Raw genomic sequence first — 21,472 nt, forward strand, 5'->3', positions numbered from 1 at the left:
CGGGAAGAGGCGACGACCCGATGACCGCGTTCCTGTCCGATCCCGCCGCGGTCGCATCCACCCCGGCGATACTGCCGCTCAGCCTCGTCGTGCTGACCTACAACGAGGCGCACACCATCGCGCGCTGCCTGGACAGCGTGCCGTTCGCCAGCGAGAAGCTGGTCGTGGACTGCGGCAGCACCGATGCGACGGTCGCCATCGCCACCGCGCACGGCGCACGTGTCGTCCACCAGCCGTGGCTCGGCTTCGGCCGGCAGCGCAATGCCGCGGCCGCGTTCGCCCGGCACGACTGGCTGCTGATGCTCGACGCCGACGAGTACCTTTCGCCGGAACTGGAGGCCGAGTGCCGCGAACGCCTGCCCGCGCTGCTGGCCGGCCCGGCCGCCGCCGCCGGGCTGCGCCGCCACGGCCTCTTCATGGCGGCGCCGATGCGCGCCTACCGGCCGTTGCGCGGCGAGCGCAAGCTGCGGCTGTACCACCGCGAGCGCGCGCGCTGGACCGACGCCCGCGTGCACGAGACCCTGCGCGCGCGCGGCCCGGTGGCGATGCTGGACGCGCCGCTGCATCACCGCACCACGCCCACGCTGCTGCACAAGCAGCTCAAGTCGGCCTGCTACGCCGAGCTCAAGGCCACCGATCGCCACGCCGCCGGCAGGCAGCCGTCGATCGCGCTGTGCCCGCTGATCTTCCTCGGCATCTTCCTCAAGGAATACCTGCTGCGGCTGGCCGTGCTGGACGGCGCGCGCGGCTACATCAGCGCGCACCTGAGCGCCAACGCGGCGGTCTACCGGCGCTTCCGGCTCTACGAGATGCATCGCAACCCGGCTTCGATCGGCGAGGCGCGGGACTGGCTGGTCGCGCACGACCTCGAACGCGAGGCCTGACGTCCCTGCAACCGGACGGCGCCGGGGTATCCTAGAGCGTCCGCGGCCGACCCGCGCGCGGACCCCCGGAGACCGGATGGCCCACCAGGCGACACCTGCCGCGTACCGTTGCGGCGACTACACGATCATTCCCGCCGAACGCCGCCTGCTGCGCGCCGGCGAGCCGTTGGAGCTGGAAGCCAAGGTCTTCGACCTGATCGTGATGCTGATCGAGAACCGCGACCGCGCGCTCGACAAGCGCACGCTGGCCGAGGCGCTCTGGGGCCGGCGACCGGTCACCGATACCGCGCTCAGCCAGCTGGTCTACAAGGCACGGCGCGCGTTCGACGACGACGGCGAGCGCCAGGCGACGATCCGCACCGTCTACGGCCGCGGCCTGCAATGGGCGGCCCCCACCGAATGCCTCGCGGCCGAACCGGCGACGGCGGAGCCCGCGGTCCCCGTGGCGGAACCCGCGCCGACGGCGAGCGCCGGCGCGGCGCCGGCGCGGCGCCCGGCACGGCGCGCACGCTGGCTCGCCGCCGTCGGTGTCCTGGTCCTGGCGGCCGCCGTCGCGGCGCTGCTCGCGCTGCTGTCGCGCCAGGCCCCGGCACCGCCGTTGCGCCTGGCGATGCTGCCGGTCGAGAACGCCACCGGCGACGCCAGCCTGGACTGGGTCCGCAACGGCCTGCCGGGCCTGATCGGCAGCCTGATCGGCGAGACCGGCGCGGTGGACGTCGGCGACGCGCTGCAGACGGCACGGGCGGCCAACTTCGCACCGGTCGGCGACGCCTCGCCGCAGGACCGCCTGCGCCACGCCACCGGCGCGACGGTGGTGGTCGGCGGACGCCTGCGCCGCATCGGCGAGAACCTCTACGAACTGGCGTTGCAGGTGGACGGCGGCGGCGCGGCGGCCCACGGCGACCGCCTGGTGGTCAGCGCGACCGATGTCGCCACGCTCGGCGTCAACGCGGCACCGCGCATCCTGCGTCTGCTCGGGCTGCAGCCGCCGCCGGCGCGACCGGAATCCGGACCTCACGGCGAGGACTATTTCGCGCAGACCTTCGCCCGCGGCCTGGACCTGGCGGCCCAGGGCGACTGGACGCGCGCCAAGCCGTACTTCGCGCTGTGCGTGCAGAACGCGCCGGACTTCCTGCCGGCGCAGCTGCGCCTCGGCGAGGCGGAGGCCAATACGCGCGACCTCGCCCGCAGCGACGCCACCCTCGCGCGGCTGGCCGAGGCGGCCGCGCAGCACGAGATGCCGAGCTTGCAGGCCGCCGCGCTGCTGGCACTGGCCGAGAACCAGTTCCGTCGCGGCGATCGGCGCGCCGCCCTGGCCCTGATCGACCGCGCCCGCGGACCGGCCGAGCAAGGCGCCGATCCGGAGGTGCGCGCCCGGCTGCACCTGATGGCGGCGCAGGCGCTGGCGATCCTCGAACGCGCACCGGAGTCGGCGCAGGACCTGCGGCGCGGCCGCGAACTGATCGAGCGCTACGGCCTGCGCCAGCGCCTGGCGTACCTGGCCCACACCGAGGGCCTGATCGCCGAGACACGGCGCGACTTTCCGGCCCAGCAGGCGGCCGCGCACCGCGCGCTGGCCGCCGCCGAGGCGCTCGGCGACGAGCGCACCGCCATCGGCCAGACCTACCTGCTGGGGCGCATGCTGAGCTGGCAGGAGCGGCCGTTCGAGGCGCTGCCGCTGCTGGTGCGTGCCTGGCAGCGCGCACGCGAGGCGCAGATGCTGCACACGCAGGTGGTCAGCGGCGTCGAGATGGCCTGGGTGCTGGCCGAGACCGGCCTGTACGCCGAGGCCTGCGCGGTCACCGGAACCGTGCTGGCAGCGCTGCACGACCAGTCCAACCGCTACTGGAAGGCGGTGGCGACCGCGGCCGATGCACGCTGCCGGCGCGCCGGCGGCGACGCGGCCGCCGGCCTGGCCGGCTACCGGGCCGCCTGGCCGCTGGTCGACCCGCGCGAGGACCCGCAACTGGCCGCGCTGGTGCTGCGCTACCAGGCACTCGCGGCGTTCGTCGCCGAACCGGCGGCCCTGCCGGCGATCCGCACCCACCTGGCACAGGTCGCCACCGAGACCGACCCGGCGGTCTTTCTGCACGCCGGGCGGCTGGTCGACGCACTCGCCGCGGCCGCCGCCGGCGAGCGCGCGGCGGCGCTGGCGGCGCTCGAGGCCGAGCGCGACGATCCGGACCGGGACGATCCGCAACGCAACGAGTTCAACCGCGTCGCCCTGCGCATCGCGATCGCCGGCGGCGATCCGGCCGTCGCCGCCCTGGTCACCGCCGGCTTCGACCCGGACGCGAACAACGACGCCGAAGTGCTGCGCCTGTTCGCCGAGTGGTCCGCCGCGCACGGCCAGGGCACGGCCGCCGAACGTGCGCGTGCGCGGCGCGCCGACCTGGAGCGCCGCGCGCGCGAGGCACTGGCCGCGATCGAGTTCACGCTGCCGCCTCCGGACACCGGGCCGGATGGCAGCGGCCGCTGAACGGCGCACCGGCGCGGCCACCCGCGCCCGACGGGCGCGGAGTTGCCGCCGTGGTGCGCACGGTCCTCAGAACCGGGGCGCCTGGGGCTCCTCGAAGCCGTCGCGCAGGATGCGTTCCTCGAACACCGCCACGCCGTCGTTGCCGGCCGCCACGATCGCGCCGCCACGGGCGCTGAGCGCCGCCAGCGCCCGCTCGGCCGGATCGCAATAGCTTTCCTGCCAGGTGCGTGCGTTGTCGAAGGACTCGTGCACGCAGCCGGCATAGGTGGCCGCATACCAATGCGTACCGCGATGGACCAGGTCGATGATCGGCGTCACGTCCGGGCTGGCGGCAATGGAGGTCCAGGTCTGCGCGCCGTCGAGAGTCTCGAACAGGCCCTGGCTCTGGGTGGCGACGATGCCGTGGTCCGCGTCGATGAAGTCCGCCGCGGTGATCTTGCCGTGCGGGAAGGTCAGCAGCGTCCAGCTGGCGCCGGCATCGTCGCTGCGCAGCACCGTGCCGAGTTCGCCGGAGCTGCGCACGATGCCGCCGGTGGCGTAGCCGGTCTGCGGGTCGGGGAAGTGCAACTCGTCGAAGTTGATGTTGAACTCGCCCGGGTAGGCCAGCGTCCAGCTGTCGCCGCCGTCGTCGGTCACGTGGATCTGGCCGCCCTTGGCCGCGACCCAGTGCGCGGCATCCGCGAAATGGATGTCGAAGACGCTGCCGCCGCCGGCGGCGCCGAGCGCGGCCAGCTCGGTCCAGGTCTTGCCGCGGTCGGTGCTGCGGTACAGGTTCTGGCGGGCCGCGTAGAACGTGTCGGCATCGGCAGCATGGGCGAACAGCAGGCTCTGCCCCTGTTGCGGCACCACCCGGATCGGGGTCCAGGTCAGGCCGCCGTCGTCGGTGACCAGGCCGCAGTTGAAGGCGCCGGCCGCGAAGCCGTGGCGCGTGTCGGAGAAATCCACGTCGGTGGCCGAGCAGGTGCCGGTGCCGGACGCCGGCAGCCAGTCGGCGGCGGTGGCGACCGTCGGCACGGCCAGGACCAGGGCCAGGACGAGGGGCTTGGAAGCAGCAGGTGTGGCGAACATGGGAGCGGATCCTGTATGCGGGCCCGGTCGCGGACGCAAGGGATGCACCGGCCAGATGCCGGCCGCGACGGGCGGAAGTCCGGAGGCAGCCGGACGCCGGTGCCGGGGCGGCGACCGGGCATCCATCTGACCACCCGCGCCGTAGCGACGCCATCACGGACTCGTTACGAAGTGCTTATGCCGTTCCACGAATCGTCCACGCCCCTTCCACGGCGTGTTTTCCGGGCCAGCGGGGGCCGCTGGCCGATCGCCGGCCGAGTGCCCGTTAACGGTCGCCCCTGCCGCCCCCTCCTTTCCGGTACCCACCTGCCTGGAGTGAACGATGACCGTGTTGCGAGGACTGGCCGCGCTGCTCGCGGCCCTGCTACCGATGACGGGCGCCGGCGCGATCGCGCGCTGGGACGGCCTGCCCGCCTTCGATCCGCTGCACGTGGCCGGCGCCTATGCCGGCGAGCGTGTCTGCCCGATGTGCCGGCACGGCTACGATGCCGGCATCGTCGCCTTCGTTCCCGCTGCCATGCCGGTCCGGGCGGCGGCCGAGTGGGCCGAGGCGCTGGCCCCTGCCGCGCTCGGGGTGACCGATCCGCGCTTCCGGATCTTCATTGTCGTCGCCGGTCCGGCACCGGCGCCGGAGCTGGTCCGCACGCTGGCCGGTGGCCGCGACGACCCGCGCTGGTTCGTCGCCACGCTCGACGGCCCGGCGCTGGCCGAGGCCGAGCGCGACTTCGGCCGTCCGCTGGCGGCCGCGGCCTGGGGCTACGTGTTCGCGCAGCGTCGGCTGATCGCGGCCTTTTCCGCCGACGACACGGACGGCCTGCCGGACGCCGCGGGCTATGCCGTGCGCTTCCTGGACCTGACCAATCCCGCGGTGCCCCCGGGCACCGACCCCGAGGCGGTCAAGCTGGCGCTGTGGGCGGCGCCGGACCACCTGGAAACGACCCTGCCGGTCGTCGCCGCCCCGGCCGCCGCACTGTGCCTGAGCGACGGCGACCGGCGCCCGCTGGCCGATGCCCTGGTCTACGCCGCGCCGGATGCCGGCGACGCCGCCTGCGGCAGCGCCGGCCTGTTCCAGCGCCGGGCGGTCCGCCAGCGCTGGCTGCGGACCGACGCGGCCGGGTGCATCGCGATCACGGCCGCTCCCACGGCCAGCGACCGCGCCTGGAGCGTCGGCGACCGGCTGGCGCTCGCCGCCTATCGGATCGGCGACGCGCCGGTGTTCGCACGCCTGGCGGTACCCGCCGACACGACACCGGTCGTGCTGGCACCGGCCACGGCGGCCTGCCCGCCGCCCGCCGGGAGCGCGCCATGAACCGCCGCACCCTGGTCAAGACCGTGGCGGCCGGCATCGCCGGCCTGCTCGTCGCGGGAGCGTCGCGGTCCGGCTGGGCCGCCGCCACCCTGGGCGGCCCCTGCGACAGCTGCGAGGCGATCGACGACGGCCAGCCCACCACGCTCGACGCGACCGCCGTGCTGGCCGGCACCGCCGAACCGGGCGAGCGCCTGGTCGTCGAGGGCCGTATCCTGCACCGGGTCGGCGCCATGCCGGCGGCCGGCGTCGTGCTCTACCTCTGGCAGACCGATGCCGCCGGCCACTACCGGACCGCCCCGGGCCAGCGCGGCGCCGCCGCCCGCCACGGCGTGTTGCGCGGATGGCTGCGCACCGGCAGCGACGGCCGCTACCGGATCGAGACGATCCGGCCGGCGTCCTATCCGGGGCAGACGATGCCGGCGCACATCCACGCCGTCGTCCGCGAGCCGGGCCGCCCGTACTACTACATCGACGATTTCGTGTTCGACGACGACCCGTTGCTCACCGCCGCCGAGCGCCGACATGCCGAAGGCCGCGGCGGATCGGGCATCCTGTCGCTGCAGCACGAAGACGGGCGATGGCACGGCCGGCGCGACATCCGCCTGGGCCTTCGCATTCCCGGCCATCCCGAGGACGCTTGATGCACGCAGGCGAAGCCGCCGAGCTGGTCCGGTACGTCGCCGCCGCGCGCGCCGGCGAGCAGCCGGCGTTCGCCTATCTGCACCGGCGCTTCCTGCCCCTGGTGCACGGCGTGATGATCGCGCACGTCGGTCCTGCCCAGGCCGACGACCTGTGCCAGGAGTGCTTCATCGCGGCCTTCGGCGCGCTGTCCGGACTGAAGGACGCCGCCGCGTTCCCGGCGTGGCTGTACCGCATCGCCCAGCGGACCGCCACGCGCGCCCGCGCGCAGCCCTGGGTGCCGCTGGACGGGACCGAGCCGGCCGACGCCGGCCAGGACCCGCAGCGGCTGACCGAAGCCGAGCGCGTGCTGGCCGCGCTCCATCGGCTGCCCGAGGCCTATCGCGAGACCGTCGCGCTGCGCCTGGTCGAGGGCCTGACCGGCCCGGAGATCGCCGCGCTGTGCGGACTCACGCCCGACTCGGTCCGCGTCAATCTTCACCGCGGCGTGCGTCGCCTGCGCGCGCTGCTCGACATCACGCCCGAGGAGGACCGTCATGGCCAAGCATGAGCCCGGCGCATCGGTGGAACGCCTATCCACCTACCTGTGGGACGCCAGCGGCCCGGTCGAGCCGTCGATCGCCGCGCTCGAGGACGCCTTGCGGCCCTGGCGTGCCGACCGGCGCGCCCTGCCGGTGCCGGCCGTGACGCCGGTGCGCCGGCACCGGTCGCGCCTGCTCGCCGCCGTCGCGCTGGCCGCCGGCCTGGTCGCCGCGGTGGCCGGCTGGCACGCGTACCGCCTCGCCTGGCCGGCGGCCCGTCCGTGGGCGGTGACCTGGCTGCCGGCCGGCGGCACGCCGGCCGCCGCCGCGCGCGCCGACGAGGTCTGGCCGGTCGGCGGCATCCTGCAGACGCCGGCCGACCAGGCCGCGCTGGTGAGGATCGCCCGGATCGGCCAGCTGCGCATCGAGCCGGGCTCGCGCGTGCGCCTGGCCACCACCGGCACCGGCACGCACCGGCTGGCGCTGGACCACGGCCGCCTGCATGCGCGCGTCTGGGCGCCGCCGGGCCAGTTCGGCGTGCTCACCGCCGGCGGCGTCGCCGTCGACCTCGGCTGCGAGTTCGTCCTCGCCAGCGATGCCGACGGCCGCGGCGTGCTCGACGTGCGCAGCGGCTGGGTCGGCTACCAATCGGTCCAGGACGAGATCCTCGTGCCGGCCGGCTTCGTCGCCGAGCTGGCACCCGGCGGCGCGGCGTCCTCGCCGCTGCGCCCGCAGGCCGCCGCGGCGGTGCGGGAGGCCGTGCACGCGGTCGATGCCGCGATGCGCGGCGAGGGCGACGCCGCGCCGGCCGCCGAGCGGCTGGCCGCCGCCGCCGAACCGGCCGATGCGATGACCCTGCTGGCGGTGCTGACGCGCTACCCCGGGTTGGCGGCGACCGCGCTCTATCCGCGGCTCGGCGCGCTGCTGGGACTGCGCATCGTCGATCCGGCCCATCGTGCCCGCTGGATCGGCGGCGACCGCGCCGCGATCACCGCCTGGTGGGACGCCCTGCCCGGCCCGCGCCCGAAGCAATGGTGGTTGAGCTGGCGCGACGGCTTCGGTCCGCTGGCGCGGGCCGCCGAACCGGCGCCGGCGGCGGCGGCGGGGTCGTCACCGTGAGCTGCGCCACGTGCAATGCCGCGCCGCGGCTATCCGCGATCGATCGCGGCATGGCACGAACGTATCGGCGCGGCGGCGGCCGGCCGTTTCATTCCGCGGCGATCTTCGCAAGGCCTTCGAGCAGTTCGGCCTTGCGCCCTTCCTGCGGCCAGCCGACCACCTCGTGGACGACCCTGCCGTCCTTGAAGAAGTAGAACGTCGGCGTGGCCCAGCTGTCGATCATCGGCCACCCGCGCTGGCGGTCGACGTACGCCATCGAGAACGGCGCATGGTCCTTTTCCCAGGCCAACACCTGCGCCGTGTCGATCATCGCCGTCTGCGGCAGCACCCAGATCGACTGCTGCGCAAAGCGTCCGCGCAATGTCTCGTCCCGGGCGATCTGCACCGCTGCGGCCTGGCTGAAGCCGCACAAGGGATGCGCAACGACGACGACCGTCGACGTGCCGAGGTCGGCCGCCTGGCGGACCAGCGTCCTGCCCTGGTCCTGGACCGACCACAGCATCGGCCCGTCCGATCCGCCTGCCGCGTCGCGGAACGCCGGCAGCGTGACGCCCAGTGACGGCATGGCCTGCGCGAAGCGGCGCGCATCCTCGAGCATGCGCGCGGCGACGAAGGCTTCGAGCATCGATTGAGGATGGCGCCCGCTGATGGCGTTTCGCGCCGCCAGCACGTCGTAGACCGCCTTCATCTGCACGACATAGGCACGCTCGAGCGTGTAGCCAGCGGCGATGGTGGCCGCGCGGAACACCAGGTCCAGGTCCGCACTGGCGACCGCCTGCAGGTCTCCGGTCGCGACCGCCTGAAAGTGCTCGCGGTAACTGGCCGCGATCAGGGTGGCACGTTCGGGCTCGGGACGATCCATCGCCGCCGTTTGAACGCCCACGAGGACGTCGTAGTCTTTCTGCAGATCGCGCACCGGGCCTGCCGTCGCCACCGACGCGCCCGCGACGACCGCGTACAACCACGCCAACCGTTTCGTTTTCACATGCCGCTCCCGGAACCGCCGGCCACGGCCACTACGGCCGTGGCCCGCCACGGAACACGGCAGGGCTCCGGTTCCCAGGGCCCTGCCGCATGCTCACTGGATGTAGGTCAGACAGCCACTCATGCAGATGAAGTTGTTGCCGAACTCGCAGGTCGCCCGGGAGACGCACTTGTAGTTGAAGTGGTCCGCGGCCACCGCCTCGCTGCCCTTGCCGTAGAGCGCCTGCAACTGCGCATCGCGGTCGGTGGTTTGGCGCAGGCGCAGCGTGCCGAGCGTGTCCTGCGCGCCGAACAGGCTCAGCACCTGGAAGGCCTCGCTGACGCCGAGCTCGGCTTCGAGGTCGTCGTAGCGATAGCCGGTCAGGCCGCGTTCGTTGAACGTCAGGCTGCCGAGGAAGCGCGTGCGCGCGTGGGTGCTCAACCGATCGAGCGGCGAGCCGCGGCCCAGCTGGGTGTCGAGGTGCTCGGCCAGGTCGCGCTCGGACTTGATCGGCGCAAGGAACTGCTCGATGTCGCGTCGCCGCTGGACCTCGGCGTCGAGCGCGGGCTGCATGCTCGCGTCGATCACGGCCGGGCCTTGCCGGCTGCCGAGCTCGGTCGCCTCGCAGGCGATCGGGAACAGGGCCGCAGCGGCCAGTATCAGGTGCCATTTCATCGGTGCTTTTCTCCTTTGGTTGTCGGGTTTCATGCCGACCGGCCTGTGCCTGCCCCGGGCAGCCGGATGGCGCCACACCACATCGATGAGTCATCGCTTCGGGTCGCTGGGGAACGGCCTCCTTGGGCCTTCGCGGCCGTGTCTGGTGATCGGGTCGGGAAGCGGATCGCGCCGGATGCCTGCGGACATGCCGGGCGACGCGATCGCGGCGGGCGCGGGTCGCGGGCGGCATGGCAGGCGTACGAGGTAGGCGGCACCGGACGGGAGAAACGGCGGGTTGCCGCGGCGGCGGGCATGGCCCGGCGCCGCGTCAGTCGAGGCAGCAGCGCAAGCGGATGCAGGTGCCCGACCCCGCCCGCGGGCGTCCGGTGCGAGTGCGCATCCGGGGCCGCCATTCGCAGCCTCCGGCTGGGCCGATCGATCCCGCGGCATCGTCGTGTGCACGGCTTCTCCCTGAAGCGCCCCGTCGTGCCGAGACTGGCACAACGCACACACGCATGCAAGTTTCACTTACATGTTTTGTGAAAGTATCGATAGCAATCCGACGGATCCCGCACCGCGGGTAGCGCCGTCAGCGAGACAGCAGCGACTGATGCGCGCCGACGCCGGCCTGCACGCCGTCACCGACCGCGAACGCGATGCTGCCCGCGGCACGCGCCGCGTCGCCGCAGGCGAACACGCCCGGCACCGAGGTCTCCTTGATCGCATCGGTGCGCAGGTAGGCGCCCATCGGCCCCTCGTCCATCGCGCAGCCGAGTTGCGCCGCCACGGAGCCGTTCACCTGCGTGCGGCTCAGCGTGAACAGGCCGTCCAGCACCACCCGGCGTCCGTCGGCCAGCGCCAGCGTGGCCATGTCCACGAGACACTCCACGCGTGCAGGCTCGATCGCGACACCGCGCGCCGCCAGCGCCTCGCGCTGCGCGGCATCCGGCGCGTAGCAGCCGTTGGTGAACAGCGTGACCGTGCCCCAATCCGGCAGCATCATCGCGTGGTGGTGCGACAGGGCACTCGTCGCCAGGACGCCGATGCGGCCTCCCCCCAGTTCGTAGCCGTGGCAGTACGGGCAATGGAACACGCTGCGGCCCCAGCGCGAGGCCAGGCCGTCGATCGGCGGCAACTGGTCCTCCACGCCGACGGCCAGCACCAGGCGGCGCGCACGGACCGTGGCGCCATCGGCCAGGGAGACGGCGAATCCGTCGCCGTCCGCTTGCGCGCCGGTCGCGGCACCGTCGTGCCAGCGCACGGTCGGATAGGCCAGCACCTCGGCGCGGCCGGCCGCGGCGATGTCGCCCGGTGCGCGCCCGTCCTGGCCGAGGAAACCGTGCGAATGGGCGGCGAAGCGGTTGCGGCGCACGCCGGCATCCACCACCAGCACCCGGCGCCGCGCGCGCGCCAGCTGCAGGGCCGCCGACAGGCCGGCGTAGCTGCCGCCGATCACCACGACGTCGGCGTCGTAGCGGGGAATTTCAGTGTGCATGGATGTGCGTGCTCCGTGGATGCGCCGCCAGGCGGTGGCCGAAGTCCGCCGCCAGGGCGGCCAGGGTGATGCCGCCCAGACGCGCCGTCAGCAGGGCTTCGGCCTCCTGGAAGGCGTCGTCCAGCGCCGCGTTGACGGCCTGCTCGACCAGGCAGACCGGATCGGGCGTGCGATGGCCGATCGCGAACAGCGCGGGCGCGCCCACCGCCGTGTAGATGTCGTGCAGCGTCACCACGGCCGGGTCGCAGGTGACGACCCAGCCGCCGCCGTGCCCTTTCGTCGAGCCGACATAGCCCAGGGTCCGCAAGCCCGCCAGCGTGCGCCGCACGACCACCGGATGGGTCTGGAGGTAGCCGGCCAGCGCCTCGGAGGTGAGCGGCCGGTCGCTGTGGATCATGTGCAGCAGCACATGGAGGACGGAGGAAAGCCGGCTGTCGCTTTTCATATAACTCTACATGTTACATGAAAGCCCGCAAACGGAAAGTGGCGCTCGCCTCCGCACCCGCAAGGACGAAGCGGCTGCCGCCGCCGGCGTGCGACGACCGCCCGTCGAAACGCCGGCACGCAAACACCGGCCGCACGACCTACCATGCGCGCCATGCCCGCATCCCCTGCCTCTTCGCCCACCGCCTACGAACGCTACCGGCCGTGGCAGCGCCTGGTCGAGACCGGCTTCTGGGTCGGCACGATCCTCGTCAACGCCGTCGCCAACAGCATCACCGTGCTGATGGATGCCCGGCGTTCCGGCCTGGACACCGCCGACTGGGAACCGGCCGTCTGGGAAGGTTCCAGCGCGCTGCTGTGGCTCGTGATCGTGCCGTGCGTGGTGTGGTTCACGCGCCGCGTGCCGTTCCAGTGGGACGGCCTGCGCCGCTACCTCGCCTTGCACCTGGCGGCCAGTGTCCTGGTCTGCCTGGTCCACGTCGGCGGCATGGTGGGCCTGCGCGTGCTGGCCTACCGCGTGATGGGCGGCACCTACGTGTTCGGCGACTGGCCGGTGGAACTGGGCTACGAATATCTCAAGGACGTGCGCAGCTACGCCGGCATGGTGCTGGCGATCGAGGTCTACCGCCTGGCGCTGCGCCGCCTGCAGGGCGAGGCCAGCCTGCTCGCCGCACCCGACGAAGGCCCCCCGCTCGAATCGGTGGAGCGGCCCGAACGCTTCCTGGTGCGCAAGCTCGGCCGCGACTTCCTGGTCGCCGCCAACGACATCGAATGGCTGCAGGCCGCCGGCAACTACGTCAACCTGCGCGTGCGCGGCCACGACTACCCGCTGCGCAGCACGATCGCCGGCATCGAGGCACGGCTGGATCCTGCGCGCTTCGCGCGCGTGCACCGCAGCTACATCGTCAACCTCGACCGCATCGTCTCGATCGAACCGCTCGACACCGGCGACGCCCGCCTGCACCTGGCCGACGGCAGCACGCTGCCGTGCAGCCGGCGCTACCGCGCCGATCTCAAGGAGCGGGTCTGACCGGCGCGGATGCCGCGGCATCTGCCATCGCGCATCGGATGCTTCCCGGACGACTGCCCAGCGGGACGTCAGCGGTCACGGGTTCGTGGTTTACCATGACATCGAGCTATAGCGCATCACACCAATGAACGACGACATTCGCGAACTTCAAGCTTCCCTGCGAACTTTCGCCCAGGAGCGGGATTGGGGCCAGTTCCATAGCCCCAAGAACCTGGCCAGCGCCCTGTCAGTGGAAGCAGCCGAGCTGCTGGAACACTTTCAGTGGGTAACGGAGGAGCAAAGTCGCAATCTGCCTCCCGCCAAAGTCGACCAGGTGAGCAGTGAAGTCGCCGATGTCCTGCTCTACCTGCTGCAGCTGTGCGACAAGCTGGATATCGATCCGATCGACGCAGCGAAGGCAAAGATCGCCACCAATGCGCAGAAGTACCCGGTTGCGCTGGCGAAGGGCAACAGTACCAAGTACACCGAGCGCTGACCGCAGCAGGGGGAGCGCCCAACGTGATCGTCTATCAGGCGACGAAATCGCAATTTCTCGAAGATGCCGACAAGCGAGCGATCGAGCACGTCATCGCCAGTGAGTATCTGAAGAAGACCAACCGGTACGCCCCCGACGCCGAGATCAGGGCGTGGCGTGCGTCGCTGGGCCAGATGGCCGACGTGCTGGCGGACCCAGACTTGGCCGACGACATGGGCGTGGGTATCGAGTTCGGCATTCCGCAAACCTCCAAGCGTGTCGATTTCATCCTGTCCGGCCGGTCCGATGACGGACGACCTCATGTGGTGATCATCGAGCTGAAGCAATGGTCGGAGTCGAGATTGACCGACAAGGACGGCATCGTGATTGCGCGTCGTGGCGGTCGTGCCGAGACCGAAGGCCCACACCCGTCGTACCAGGCCTGGTCCTATGCGGCTCTGCTGGAAGGATTCAACGAGGCGGTCTACGAGCATGGCGTGGCGCTGCGGCCCTGCGCCTACCTGCACAACTACTTTCCGGACGGCGTGATCGATCATCCACGCTACGCGCCCTATATCGACAAGGCACCGCTGTTCCTGCGTGGCCTCACCGAGCGTCAGCGTCTGCGCGACTTCATCAGGCAGCACGTCAGACACGGTGACAATGCCGAGCTTCTCTATCGAATCGACGAGGGCCGCATTCGACCATCCAAGATGCTCGCCGACAGTCTCGTAGAGATGCTCAAAGGCAATCGCGAGTTCGTGCTGATAGACGACCAGAAGCTCGTCTACGAAACCGCGATCGCCAGAATTTGCAGCGCTTCCACGGAAAGGAAGCACGTGCTCATCGTCCAGGGCGGCCCAGGCACGGGAAAATCCGTCGTAGCCATCAACCTCATCGTTGAGCTGTCACGGCGAGGATTGCTGAGCAAGTACGTGTCGAAGAATGCGGCACCGCGCGCCGTCTACCAGGAACGATTGCGCGGTCATCGCAGACAGGTGGAGATTTCAGCGATGTTTGGAGGTTCGGGCGGCTTCATCGAGACGACGGCCAACACCTTCGACGCGCTGATCGTCGATGAAGCCCATCGCCTCAACGAGAAGAGCGGCCTCTACGCCAATCTCGGCGAGAATCAGATCAAGGAGCTGATCGCCGCTGCGAGGTGCGCCGTCATGTTCGTCGATGACGACCAGATCGTGACCTTGAGCGACATCGGCCATTCGCGCGAGTTGGAGCGATGGGCCGGGGCATTGGGTGCCGAGGTCACGCATCTGCAACTGGCATCGCAGTTTCGATGCGGTGGATCGGACGGCTACTTGGCGTGGCTGGACAACATGCTGGGCATTCGTGAAACGGCCAACGACCATCTTGATCGAGAGCTCTTTGATTTTCGCTTGCTCGACTCGCCGACTGAGCTGCATGCGTTGATAGCCGATCGGAATGCGTCCAACAACAAGTCCCGCATGGTGGCCGGCTACTGCTGGGACTGGACGAGCAAAGCGAATGCCGATGCCTATGACATCGTCATTCCTGAATTCGGCTACCAGAAGCGCTGGAACCTGGATCGGGATGGCAGCCTTTGGATCATGGCACGCCACTCGATCGAAGAGGTCGGCTGCATCCATACCTGTCAGGGACTGGAGCTGGACTATGTCGGTGTGATCATTGGCCCGGACTTGCAGGCCCGCGATGGCCAACTGGTCACCTCCCCCGAGAAGCGCTCGCGCATGGATCGTTCGATCCGCGGCTACAAGGCCTTGATGAAGACCGATCCGGAGACCACACGGGCACGTGTCGACCGCATCATTCGCAACACCTACCGCACGTTGATGACTCGCGGACTGAAGGGCTGCTACGTGTGGTGTGCGGATGCGGGCACTCGGCAGTACTTCGCCGATCACCTCAAGGGATAGCGCGACCTGCCTCACCGCGCAGCGATCGACCAGGCCCGCGCCGGGCGCGTAGGTCGGGTCGTTCACTTCCAGCGCCTCGGCGGCAGCAACTCGAACGGCCCGGGCATCGGATCGGGGATCACGGCATGCCAGGCGAAGCCGGCCGTGCTCTGGAAGAAGCCGCACCCTTTGCGCGTGAACCGGCTGGGCGCCGCCGCGCCGGCGACGGCTACGGTGCGGCCACCCCGGCAGCGCCGAAGAGCCTGGCCTTGGCGATGGCAGCCGAGTCGGCGCAGGCGAGGCCCAATCTCAACCCCTGAGACGCCGGCCGGCGAGGATGCACTCCGTCGCCCGCATTCCCTCCCCTGGCCGGGCGACGACACCACTCTCCCGCAGCCGCTCGTCGTGAGACGCCGGAACTGCGGGAATCTTTTTTTGAAGGCGGCCCAAGGCCACACACGGACCGCCGGGTCAGGCGAACGGGTCGTCCGCAGGGGTGGAGGCAGGCCCGCCCCGGCAGGGCCGGCGCGCGTCGCCGCATCGCCGATCAGCCCATCGTTGGCTTCGGCGGCATCCGGGAATTCATGCCGCAGGCAGCGGCCGCAGTAGCCGGCGCGGACGAACGGATCGGCCTCGATCCGCGTGCGCGCAGCGGCACGATCCGCTGCGTCCAGCACCTGCACGGCACCGTCGCCGTCGGTGAACGGGCCACACAGCACCCGATGACCGAGCGCCGCCTGCGTCCGCAGATGGCGCACATGCGCCAGCAGCGGCGCCTCCGTCAGCAGGCCGGGCTGCCGGCGGCCAGGATCGCGACGAAGCGGGCCGCCGCCGTCGGCCTTCAGGCGTCCGCTGCGCCGATCCCGCGGCTGCGCGCGGGCGCGGTCATTGCGCCCACACCCACTGCACGCCGAGCATGAAGCTGCGGCCCGGACCGGGCTCGTAGTAGCGGCCGTTGCCGTCGTTGACGATGACCGAACCGATGTAGTCGCGGTCGAACAGGTTGTCCACGCGCAGGAAACTGCGCAGGCGTCCGTTCGGCAGGTCGAATCCGTAGCCGATGTCGGCGGCGAAGACCGCCGACATCGGGGCCGATTCGGTACCGGTGTCGTTGACCGGGATGGAACTGACGTAGTCGCCCTGCGCGCCGAAACGCCAGCCGCGCTCGCCGCCCCAGGTCAGGCCCACGTGCACGTCGGTGCGCGGCACGCCGGGGATCCGCGTGCCGGCGGCGACGGGCGTGGTCGGGTTGGTGCACGGCACGCCGGTGCAGGTCAGGAAGCCGGTGCGGAAGGTGGCCTCGAGCCAGGTGGCGGCCAGGCGCAGGCTGAGGTCGTCGGCCAGGCCCAGCGTGAGGCCGGCTTCCGCGCCCTGCCGGCGCGCGGCGCCGACGTTGCGGTAGCTGGTGCGGCCACCGGCATTGGTGGCCACGGCGATCTCGTCGTCGGTGTCGGCACGGAACACCGCCATGTCCAGCGCGGCGCGCGCGCCCAGGCGCAGCTTGGCGCCGAGCTCGCCGCTGCGCGTGCGTGCCGGCAGCAGGCCGAAGTTGAGGCCGGAACCGCCGTCGTTGCGGTAGCCCAGTTCGTTGAACGTCGGCGTCTCGAAGCCCTTGCCCCAGCTGGCGTAGAAGCTCGCGTCCGGCGAAGCCTCGAACAGCAGGCCGGCCACCGGCGAGGTGGCCGAGTAGTCGCGGCTGCCGCTGTCGTCCGGGTTGGTGCCGACGACATAGCGGTCGCGCATGTCGAACTTCACCTTGCTGTGGCGCACGCCGGCCATCAGCGACCAGCGCTCGGCCAGGCGCCAGGTGGCCTGGGCGTACTGGTCGAAGTTGTCGACGGTATTGATCTCGTTGCGGCGCAGCCGGCCGCGGACGCCCAGCGCCTCGCCGACGAAGTTCTCGTAGCCGCGCCGGTGCTGGTCCTGCTCGTCGTAGTTGAACCCGACGGTCAGCTCCAGCGGATCGGCCGCCCAGGTCCAGCGCGCGTCGGTGCCGGCATAGTCGCCGTCCAGGTCGATCACGCCGCCGGCGTGCAGCGGGTTGGCCTGGGTGGCCGCCGGGATCGCCAGGAACTGCTCCACCTCGCGCCGGCCGCCGTAGGCCATCAGGCGCAGCGTATGGGCGCCGCCCAGCGCCTGCTCGAAGATCGCGCCGACCTGCTTCTGGTCCACGCTCTTGCGCGTGTTGAACTGCTCGGCCACGGCGGCGACCTGGCGCGGATTGGCCTCGTACTGCGCGCGCGTCAGGCCGAGCGGATCGTCCGCATCGGGGATGTAGACGGTGTTGGCGACCATCGTCAGCGTACTGCCGCTGCCGAAGTCCCAGCTCAGCTTGGCGTTGCCGGACTCGCGGCGGGCGGCGCTGTGGTCGCGGTAGCCGTCGGTCTGGAAATGGCTGAAATCGAGGTTGTAGCCGAACAGGCCGGCACTGCCGCGCGCGTTGACGCTGGCGCGGCCGACGCCGTAGCTGGCGCCGACCAGGCCCAGGCGCAGCTCGTCCGCGTCGCGGCCGTCGGCCGTGAAGAGCTGGATCACGCCGCCGGCCGAGTTGCCGTACAGCGCCGAGAACGGGCCGCGCAGCACCTCCACGCGGCTGGCCGAATCGAGGTTGAAATGCGAGACCTGGCCCTGCCCGTCCGGCATCGACGCCGGGATGCCGTCGACGAACAGGCGCACGCCGCGCACGCCGAAGGTGGAGCGCGCGCCGAAGCCGCGGATCGAGATCTGCTCGTCCTGGGCGTAGTTCTGGCGGTTGCGGGCCAGCACCCCCGGCACCGCCTCCAGCACTTCGGAGACATTGACGCCCAGGCCGGCCTGGTCGGCGGTGTCGATCGGAACGGCGTCGATCGCGGCCGGCACGTCCTCGGCGTTCCTGGCGGTGCGGGTGGCGGTGACCACCACGGTCGGCAGTTTTTCGGCATCGGCGTCCGCATCGGCCGGCGCCTGCGCGTGCACGGGTGCCGAAAACGCCAGGGCGGCGCCGAGAAAGGACCCGCTGAAACCTGCCGCTCGCATCGAAGACGTCCCCTGGATTCATGAACAGAGCGGTGTTGTGCCGAATCGATCCCGGCGCCGCAAGCCGAATCGGCGCCTTCCGGCGGCGACGGCCGACATTTCATGAAAATCATGAGGTTTATGCTGCGCTCGCAGCATCGAACCGCCCGCCACCGGCGTGGCGGGCGGTATCGTTGCACCCGCGTGAACGGAGCCGCGGCGGCCCTGCGCCGCAGCCGTGCTACGGATCGGTCGGCAGGAAGTCGAGCGCGACCGAGTTCATGCAGTAGCGATTGCCGGTCGGCGGCGGGCCGTCCGGGAACACGTGGCCCAGGTGGCCGTCGCAGCGCGCGCAGCGGATCTCGGTACGGACCATGCCGTGGCTGTCGTCGCGCAGCTCGCGCAGGTGCGCCGGGTCGTACGGCGTGAAGAAGCTCGGCCAGCCACTGCCCGACTCGAACTTGGCGTCGGACCGGAACAGCGGCAACGCGCACAGGCGGCAGACGTAGATGCCGTCCTGGTGGTTGTCCAGCAGGCCGCCGCAGAACGGCCGCTCGGTACCGTGGTCGAGCAGGATGCGGCGCTCCTCCGGATCCAGCCGCGCGGCCAGGCGGTTGCGCTCGGCCGGATCCAGGGTCAGCTCATAACCGGATGCGGACTTGCTCATGAGGGCTCCTTCTTGAGGCGGTCGGCGAACTGCTTGCGGACCTTGACGACCTTGGGGATCGCCACCGCCGCGATGTACGGCTGCTCCGGGTGCAGGGCCGCGTAGTTCTGGTGGTACTGCTCACCCCGGTGGAATGCCTCCAGCGGCACCACGTCGGTGACGATCGGCTCGCTGTAGACACCGGCCGCGGAAAGCTGCGCGATGTAGGACTCGGCCACCTCCTTCTGCGCCGCATCGGCGTAGAACACCGCCGAGCGGTACTGGCGGCCGATGTCGTTGCCCTGGCGGTCCTTCTGGGTCGGGTCGTGCGCCACCGAGAAGAACACCTTCAGCAGCTGGCCGTAGCTGATCCGGGCCGGGTCGTAGTCGATCGAGACGACCTCGGCATGATTGGTCTGGCCGGCGCAGACGGTCTTGTAGTCGGCGGTGGCGGCGCTGTCGCCGCTGTAGCCGTTGACGACGTCGAGCACGCCGTCGAGCTCGCGGAAGACGGCCTCCGCGCACCAGAAACAACCGGCCGCGAGCACCGCGTTCTGCGGGCCGCTGATGCTGGCCGGATCGATGTCGCGCGCGGGATCCGGGAACGCGCCGCGCGGCACGGCGAGGTTGAGCCCGGGGATATCGCAGACGAGTGCCATGGCTGACTCCAGAATGAAAGGGCGCATCCGGCGCGGACGGTGGACGGCAGGCTGGCCGGCGGCACCCTCCAGTGCGGCGCGGAGCCGCGAAGATGGGGGCGGGGCTACGGCTTGCAACCGTTTCGCAGACGCTGAGACCGGCCGGCGCATACTGCCCGCATGCCCCGCCCCGAGCCACCCGATCCGGCCCTCCTCGACCGCCCGCAGCGCATCAAGGGTCGCGGCGCCGCGTCCAATCCGGCCGGCCGCTTCGAGACGCGCACGCGCACCACCGAGGACGACGGCTGGTACCGCGAGGAACGCGACGCGCCGCGGCCGCCCACCGAGGTCCGCGAGATCCGCGCGCGCAGCATCATCAGCCGCAACGATTCCCCGGACGTCCCGTTCACCCAGTCGATCAACCCGATCATCGGCTGCGAGCACGGCTGCGTGTACTGCTATGCGCGCCCCTCGCATGCCTACCTGAACCTGTCCCCGGGCCTGGACTTCGAGACCAAGCTGTTCGCCAAGGTCAACGCCGGCGAGCGCCTGCGCGCCGAGCTGGCCCGGCCGGGCTACGTGTGCTCGCCGATCAACATCGGCGCCAACACCGATCCCTACCAGCCGGCGGAACGACGCTACCGCGTCACGCGCCAGGTGCTGGAAGTCCTGGCCGAATGCCGCCACCCGCTGACGATCATCACCAAGAACGCCCTGGTCGAGCGCGACCTGGACCTGCTCGCGCCGATGGCGCGCGATCGCCTGGTGCAGGTGTTCGTCTCGGTGACCTCGCTCGACAACCGCCTGTCCAGCACGCTGGAACCGCGTGCGAGCGCGCCGCGCCGGCGCATCGAGGCGATCGCCAACCTGACCGCCGCCGGCGTGCCCTGCGGGGTCATGGTCGCCCCGATCATCCCGGCCGTGACCGACGCCTGGATCGAGCGCATCCTCGAACGGGCCGTCGCCGCCGGCGCGCGCACGGCCGGCTACACCGTGCTGCGCCTGCCGTGGGAACTCAAGGACCTGTTCCGCGACTGGCTGGACCTCACCGTGCCGGAACGCGCCGAGCACGTCATGAGCCTGCTGCGCCAGATGCGCGGCAACCGCGACAACGACCCGCGCTTCGGCCAGCGCATGCGCGGCGAAGGCGTCTTCGCGGACCTGCTGCGCCAGCGCTTCGCCGTCGCTTGCCGCAAGGCCGGGCTCGAACGCACGCGCGACCTGCGCCTGGCGACCGACCTGTTCCAACCACCGCGGCCGGCCTCGCCGCAGGGAAGCCTCTTCTAGCCCGACGCGGCTCGCGGGGTGCATCACCTCGGGGCAGCGCGGCGACGCATTCCGTGCGTCGCCAATTGCCAATCCGTCCACAAATCCACTCATCCATCCCGGCGAGCGCGCTGCGAAGGCATGTCGCTTGCAGGCGTGGCAGGGTGCCGCACCCGTTTCCGCAGTTGACCAGGATCAAGGGCGCTGCCGGGCCGGAACGGATCATGACGGCATACCACTAGAACCCAAGGAGCCCCACCATGAAACAGATGCTTGCTGCCGCCGTCCTCGCCGTCCTCGCCACCGGCACCCCCGCCCTCCATGCCGCCGATGCAGGCGACTGGCAGGTCAAGGTCGGTGCGCACGTGGTCGACCCCAAGTCCAACAACGGCACGCTTGCCGACGGCACGCTGAAAGCCCGCGTGGACAGCGACTGGAAGCCGACCTTCACGGTCGAGTACTACTTCTCGCGCAATCTCGGCCTGGAAGTACTGGCGGCCCTGCCGTTCAAGCACGAGGTGAAGCTCAACGGCGCCAAGGCCGCCGAGACCAAGCACCTGCCGCCGACCGTTTCGCTGCAGTGGCATTTCCTGCCCGATGCCAAGGTCAATCCGTTCGTCGGCCTGGGCCTCAACTACACGCGCTTCTTCTCGACCGACGAGACCGGCCCGCTCGAAGGCACCAACCTGGATCTGGACGACTCCTGGGGCCTGGCTGCGCACCTGGGCGTCGACTTCGCGCTGAAGGACCGCTGGTCGCTCACGGTCGACGCGCGCTGGATGGACATCGACACCGACGTGAAGGTCAACGGCACCAAGGTCGGCACCGTCAACATCGATCCGCTCGTCTACGGCATCGCCGTCGGCTACCGCTTCTAGATCAGGACCGCGCCGGCGCGAGGGATCGTGCCGCGCGAATGGCGGCCGTTACAGCGGCCGCCGTCGCCGGACCGCATGGTCCGACCGTACGGTCC

Annotated in this window: 20 protein-coding genes; 11 read left to right on the forward strand and 9 right to left on the reverse strand. The window is 71.1% G+C overall.

The features are described from left to right. Positions 1–20: 20 nt before the first annotated feature. Positions 21–884 (forward strand): glycosyltransferase family 2 protein, encoded by an 864-nt coding sequence (locus I596_RS16405; protein ID WP_067650413.1) that lies wholly within the window; start codon positions 21–23, stop codon positions 882–884. 76 nt (positions 885–960) lie between these two features. After that, positions 961–3,363: a winged helix-turn-helix domain-containing protein gene (locus tag I596_RS16410; RefSeq protein ID WP_067650416.1), complete on the forward strand. Its 2,403-nt coding sequence runs from the start codon at positions 961–963 to the stop codon at positions 3,361–3,363. A gap of 66 nt (positions 3,364–3,429) precedes the next feature. Here I596_RS16410 and I596_RS16415 read toward each other — a convergent pair whose 3' ends face one another. Further along, positions 3,430–4,431, reverse strand: a complete 1,002-nt coding sequence (locus I596_RS16415) for a WD40/YVTN/BNR-like repeat-containing protein (protein WP_067650418.1) — start codon at positions 4,429–4,431, stop codon at positions 3,430–3,432. 322 nt (positions 4,432–4,753) lie between these two features. Here I596_RS16415 and I596_RS16420 point away from each other — a divergent pair, with 322 nt between their 5' ends. Genes I596_RS16420 through I596_RS16435 form a run of 4 tightly spaced genes read left to right on the forward strand, consistent with a single transcriptional unit; the run spans position 4,754 to position 8,019 of the window. Further along, entirely contained in the window at positions 4,754–5,740 is a 987-nt protein-coding gene (locus I596_RS16420) for a hypothetical protein (protein ID WP_067650420.1), read from the forward strand. After that, positions 5,737–6,381: a dioxygenase family protein gene (locus I596_RS16425; protein ID WP_067650423.1), complete on the forward strand. Its 645-nt coding sequence runs from the start codon at positions 5,737–5,739 to the stop codon at positions 6,379–6,381. The genes I596_RS16420 and I596_RS16425 overlap by 4 nt, the downstream gene beginning before the upstream one ends. Next, positions 6,381–6,929 carry an RNA polymerase sigma factor gene (locus I596_RS16430; RefSeq protein WP_067650425.1) on the forward strand — a complete coding sequence of 183 codons (549 nt, stop codon included), beginning with the start codon at positions 6,381–6,383 and terminating at the stop codon, positions 6,927–6,929. The genes I596_RS16425 and I596_RS16430 overlap by 1 nt, the downstream gene beginning before the upstream one ends. After that, positions 6,916–8,019 (forward strand): FecR family protein, encoded by a 1,104-nt coding sequence (locus I596_RS16435; RefSeq protein WP_067650427.1) that lies wholly within the window; start codon positions 6,916–6,918, stop codon positions 8,017–8,019. Before I596_RS16430 ends, I596_RS16435 begins: the two co-directional genes overlap by 14 nt. 88 nt (positions 8,020–8,107) lie before the next feature. Here the strand turns inward: I596_RS16435 and I596_RS16440 are convergent, their stop codons facing one another. The 4 genes from I596_RS16440 to I596_RS16455 form a co-directional block, all read right to left on the reverse strand. Next, positions 8,108–9,055 carry a thioredoxin domain-containing protein gene (locus tag I596_RS16440; protein WP_150132221.1) on the reverse strand — a complete coding sequence of 316 codons (948 nt, stop codon included), beginning with the start codon at positions 9,053–9,055 and terminating at the stop codon, positions 8,108–8,110. Between the two features lie 42 nt (positions 9,056–9,097). Further along, positions 9,098–9,658, reverse strand: a complete 561-nt coding sequence (locus tag I596_RS16445; protein ID WP_067650431.1) for a hypothetical protein — start codon at positions 9,656–9,658, stop codon at positions 9,098–9,100. A gap of 571 nt (positions 9,659–10,229) precedes the next feature. Further along, on the reverse strand, positions 10,230–11,135 hold the full coding sequence (locus tag I596_RS16450; protein WP_067650433.1) for an NAD(P)/FAD-dependent oxidoreductase: 906 nt from the start codon (positions 11,133–11,135) through the stop codon (positions 10,230–10,232). Further along, positions 11,125–11,580, reverse strand: coding sequence for an Rrf2 family transcriptional regulator (locus I596_RS16455; protein WP_067650435.1), 456 nt, complete (start codon positions 11,578–11,580; stop codon positions 11,125–11,127). The genes I596_RS16450 and I596_RS16455 overlap by 11 nt, the downstream gene beginning before the upstream one ends. Before the next feature lie 153 nt (positions 11,581–11,733). Here I596_RS16455 and I596_RS16460 point away from each other — a divergent pair, with 153 nt between their 5' ends. The 3 genes from I596_RS16460 to I596_RS16470 all read left to right on the forward strand — a co-directional run bounded on the left by I596_RS16460 (position 11,734) and on the right by I596_RS16470 (position 14,976). Then, positions 11,734–12,609: a LytTR family DNA-binding domain-containing protein gene (locus tag I596_RS16460; protein WP_067652184.1), complete on the forward strand. Its 876-nt coding sequence runs from the start codon at positions 11,734–11,736 to the stop codon at positions 12,607–12,609. Between the two features lie 124 nt (positions 12,610–12,733). Further along, positions 12,734–13,084 (forward strand): nucleotide pyrophosphohydrolase, encoded by a 351-nt coding sequence (locus I596_RS16465; RefSeq protein WP_067650437.1) that lies wholly within the window; start codon positions 12,734–12,736, stop codon positions 13,082–13,084. Positions 13,085–13,107: 23 nt separating this feature from the next. Beyond that, complete coding sequence (locus I596_RS16470) at positions 13,108–14,976, forward strand: DUF2075 domain-containing protein (RefSeq protein WP_067650439.1); 1,869 nt, start codon at positions 13,108–13,110, stop codon at positions 14,974–14,976. Positions 14,977–15,038: 62 nt separating this feature from the next. On the opposite strand, the gene I596_RS19325 is transcribed toward I596_RS16470, so the two are convergent. The 4 genes from I596_RS19325 to msrA form a co-directional block, all read right to left on the reverse strand. After that, positions 15,039–15,713, reverse strand: a complete 675-nt coding sequence (locus tag I596_RS19325) for a YciI family protein (RefSeq protein ID WP_190278933.1) — start codon at positions 15,711–15,713, stop codon at positions 15,039–15,041. 127 nt (positions 15,714–15,840) lie between these two features. Further along, a complete protein-coding gene (locus tag I596_RS16480) occupies positions 15,841–17,970 on the reverse strand; it encodes a TonB-dependent receptor family protein (protein WP_067650444.1) in 2,130 nt (709 codons plus the stop codon). Positions 17,971–18,190: 220 nt separating this feature from the next. Then, on the reverse strand, positions 18,191–18,616 hold the full coding sequence (gene msrB / locus I596_RS16485; protein WP_067650446.1) for a peptide-methionine (R)-S-oxide reductase MsrB: 426 nt from the start codon (positions 18,614–18,616) through the stop codon (positions 18,191–18,193). Continuing rightward, entirely contained in the window at positions 18,613–19,254 is a 642-nt protein-coding gene (msrA, locus tag I596_RS16490) for a peptide-methionine (S)-S-oxide reductase MsrA (RefSeq protein ID WP_067650448.1), read from the reverse strand. The genes msrB and msrA overlap by 4 nt, the downstream gene beginning before the upstream one ends. Before the next feature lie 159 nt (positions 19,255–19,413). Here msrA and I596_RS16495 point away from each other — a divergent pair, with 159 nt between their 5' ends. Together I596_RS16495 and I596_RS16500 are read left to right on the forward strand one after the other, a co-directional pair. Next, positions 19,414–20,520: a PA0069 family radical SAM protein gene (locus I596_RS16495; protein WP_067650450.1), complete on the forward strand. Its 1,107-nt coding sequence runs from the start codon at positions 19,414–19,416 to the stop codon at positions 20,518–20,520. A gap of 239 nt (positions 20,521–20,759) precedes the next feature. Further along, positions 20,760–21,377, forward strand: a complete 618-nt coding sequence (locus I596_RS16500; RefSeq protein WP_067650452.1) for an OmpW/AlkL family protein — start codon at positions 20,760–20,762, stop codon at positions 21,375–21,377. Positions 21,378–21,472: the final 95 nt, after the last annotated feature.

Source organism: Dokdonella koreensis DS-123 (assembly GCF_001632775.1).
Classification (GTDB): domain Bacteria; phylum Pseudomonadota; class Gammaproteobacteria; order Xanthomonadales; family Rhodanobacteraceae; genus Dokdonella; species Dokdonella koreensis.